Below are 3,070 nucleotides of genomic sequence, written 5' to 3'. Positions count from 1 at the left end.
TTCTTGACTCAAGCATTAATGCAGTACGATCTTCAAAGTTAAGATGATGGTATGACAATTTTATATACTCCATAAACCCTTTAAATTAATTAGGTGGTTTATGTCGCACTTCAAGTTTTACTCTGCCGTGTGTCTTTTCTAACTGTTTTGATAATTCTATAGGCAACGCTTGATAAATTTTTAGAAATGTCTTATTTAAGGCTTCTACGGACAATGGTTTATGCCTATTGGATATAAATATAAAAGGGGTGTAAGAGCGTGGTCTATAGCCCTCACAATAAATTTTGAGTAGTTTGTATATATCCTCACCAATAGGTATCTGCCTAGTAGCATATTGATTTTTTAAATTCAGCTCTGTAAAGCGTTCATCATCATCGCTCTCATTATTTTGTACATTTAAGTAATAATAATTTTTATTATTTTTAAAGCTTTTCGTCATGAAGAAAGAATCGATATTTAATAGTAATAATTCTCCACGTCTCAAACCTACATATGACAATAGAATGTATGCCACATAATATTTCCACTGTGTTTGTAAATGCTTAAAAGGATTGTTAACAGCACCTGGGACTAGAATTTCATCAAGATAGTCAATAATGACTGGAGGTAATGATTTAATTTTTAATATTTTTTTAGATTTTCTAAACTTAAATTGAGATAGTTTTTCTGATAAATCTTTGATTGATTCTTTTAATTCAAAATTAATATTATTACTAGTATTTAATTTAAACTCTTGAATTTTTTCATAAAAAACTACAACATCCGCCCAAATTTCATTATTAATTGGTTCTAAATCATTACATAAATGACAATAATAGGAGAAGAAGTAATTTTTAGTGTTATCTAAGTTGGACTCATCAAAAATCTTATCTGGAAAAATATGAAGCTTGGTATCTAAAAACTCATAAAAATGATTAATGTGTCTAAGAATTTTATATTTAGTATTAGTAGCCAAATGACAAATAAAAAACTCATTGTAAACCTGAGGCCAAACGTATGGTACAAGACAAGAATTAGTGATGACAATTAATTTGTCATTAGTCTTTTTATGGAATTTATCTTTAAATTTTAAGAGCATTTTTATCTATTCTTTAAATATAACCATGCTACATATTTTTGATATCAAGACCAAATATTAAAGTGTTAAGAAACATGAACAACACTTAAATGACATTTTACGATTTTAAAGCATTAGAGAGATTATGTAGTTTAAACAACAAGTACTAAAGTACCTTTTGTTCGTATAATGTATATTATGTTAAATATAATACACCTGATAATAACTTCAGGCTTTGTTGCTGTCTAGAAAAGTTTATTTTGAAATTTTCAGCATAAATTAAAGCTAAGAATGAAATCTGTAAAAAATAAAGCTAATTATGAAATAAAACCTACTTTGGAAAAATTTCATAATTAGCTTTATAAGAATTAATTAAAATCTTGCATAATAATTTTAGGTTCACCCCTTAGCTTTCCACGATGTATCTCTATTAAGCTAGAAAATTCTAGTCTATGTTTTGGAATTTCATCGCGTCCGTGGCTTGATCCTCTGTACCACTTTTCTCCTAACACAGTCCAAAATATTTTTAAGTTATTTTCTTCAAGAAATTTTATTAGATCTAATTTTCTTATTGCTAACGCATTTTTACTATATGTTGAACTCGTAACAGATGGATCAAAAGCAATTAAATTTCCCTCCATATCATTCCAATAGCCTAATGTATCCGCATAATTAATTGAAAGTTTTTCGATCAATAAATTATTAGGTGCTAAGAAACTATAACCATTTTCTTCACCGCTTGATTCCCAAGAATGTCTTTCTGCCGTAGACATAACATCTACATTATGCGGTGCATTATTGCCCCATCTTTCTAGTTTTTTCCATTCATTTTCAAATATCTGATCTTTATAAGCATCAGCCCAATAATATTCTTTACAAAGTAAGTCATGGAATTCGTTAGCTTCAGGCATCCATCTACCCATAAAGTGTTGTTCTTGAAGCCAATCAAATGCTATTCGAAATTTGGATTTTGGAATGAAATAACTTCTAATCTGTAGCCAAAGGTTTTTCTTATTCTTTTCATCATGGATACCAAATACTTCTGGCTCAGTAAAATCTAAGTTACGTTCTAATACAAGCCATTTTTCACCATTCAATTCAAACTCAATCATTGGATGAATATCAGGTAGATCTTCTTTAATAACCCAAGTTGATAAATCTCCATCCCAATCATCGAAGTTTATTTTCGGGATGATTATTTCATTTTTATTTTTGGGAAAATTTACATGAATTTTAAATACAGGATCAATTTCTCGAATATGAAGATCATTTATATTTTTAAGCCATACTAATTCACCTTCGTTGTTCCAATAATTACTAAGATATTGATAATTATCAATAACTTTAGCTAAAACTTCATAAAGTGCTAGCCATTGATACTTTTTACCAATACGTTCAAGGTTATTTTCATATCTAGATGTATACCCTGTATTTCTGTCGAATTTTCCGTGTTTTTCAACATCATAACCGTATTTTTCAAAAATAAGCTCACATGCGTAGTTGCTAAGAAGATCTACATTCACCATATTTTCCCAACGGTGAAACTTAGATTGAAATGTATATCGACCGAAATCACCATAGCCACAAGTACCACGACCATATTCAGTTGTCATTGAACGTAAAATTCTATTTGCTGAGTAATAATAATCTTTGAAGTTCGGGTCTTTATTATTGGGTTTATATTTTTCGTCTATTTCCGAAATTTTAGGAAGACGTTGGGGTATATTACTATTATATGGTGGAGTAATTCTCTGAGTTATTGCATCAACTACATTTTGATCTAAAGAGCCTCTGAGCTTGTATAAATAATATTGAACAATATTCTTTGCGTAATCTCTAACGGCTTTGTTGCATAAAGGTTTGAAAGGCTGAGTTCCCTTAAGCTACTCAAATTTAAGAGACAACTTGGGTATGAGGGCGACCTAATTCTGTGAATTTATTCAAGACTGCCATGCGTGCATGGATCTCATTCACCTGACTTGGAAAACTCCGCGCTGTTAATTTATCGCCTAA

Annotated in this window: 2 protein-coding genes and 1 pseudogene; all 3 read right to left on the bottom strand. The window is 29.9% G+C overall.

Features of this window, described 5'->3' with window-relative positions; genetic code table 11:
- Window positions 1-85 precede the first annotated feature (85 nt).
- Window positions 86-1,078 carry a hypothetical protein gene (locus FTV09_RS17380; RefSeq protein ID WP_180058977.1) on the bottom strand — a complete coding sequence of 331 codons (993 nt, stop codon included), beginning with the start codon at window positions 1,076-1,078 and terminating at the stop codon, window positions 86-88.
- A gap of 347 nt (window positions 1,079-1,425) precedes the next feature.
- On the bottom strand, window positions 1,426-2,670 hold the full coding sequence (locus FTV09_RS17375; protein ID WP_180058976.1) for a hypothetical protein: 1,245 nt from the start codon (window positions 2,668-2,670) through the stop codon (window positions 1,426-1,428).
- Between the two features lie 280 nt (window positions 2,671-2,950).
- Window positions 2,951-3,070: pseudogene (locus FTV09_RS17370) on the bottom strand (IS5/IS1182 family transposase); the annotation flags it as partial.

The organism is Acinetobacter sp. YH12227 (genome assembly GCF_013417785.1).
Taxonomy (GTDB): Bacteria; Pseudomonadota; Gammaproteobacteria; order Pseudomonadales; family Moraxellaceae; genus Acinetobacter; species Acinetobacter gandensis.
Note: the sequence above shows the minus strand (reverse complement) of the source record. Positions and strands in the feature narration are given on the sequence as shown.

What these genes read in the sequence shown, in the direction of transcription:
- FTV09_RS17380 (WP_180058977.1), bottom strand. Translation starts at nt 1,078, where the DNA reads ATGCTCTTAAAATTTAAAGATAAATTCCATAAAAAGACTAATGACAAA.
- FTV09_RS17375 (WP_180058976.1), bottom strand. Translation starts at nt 2,670, where the DNA reads ATGACAACTGAATATGGTCGTGGTACTTGTGGCTATGGTGATTTCGGT.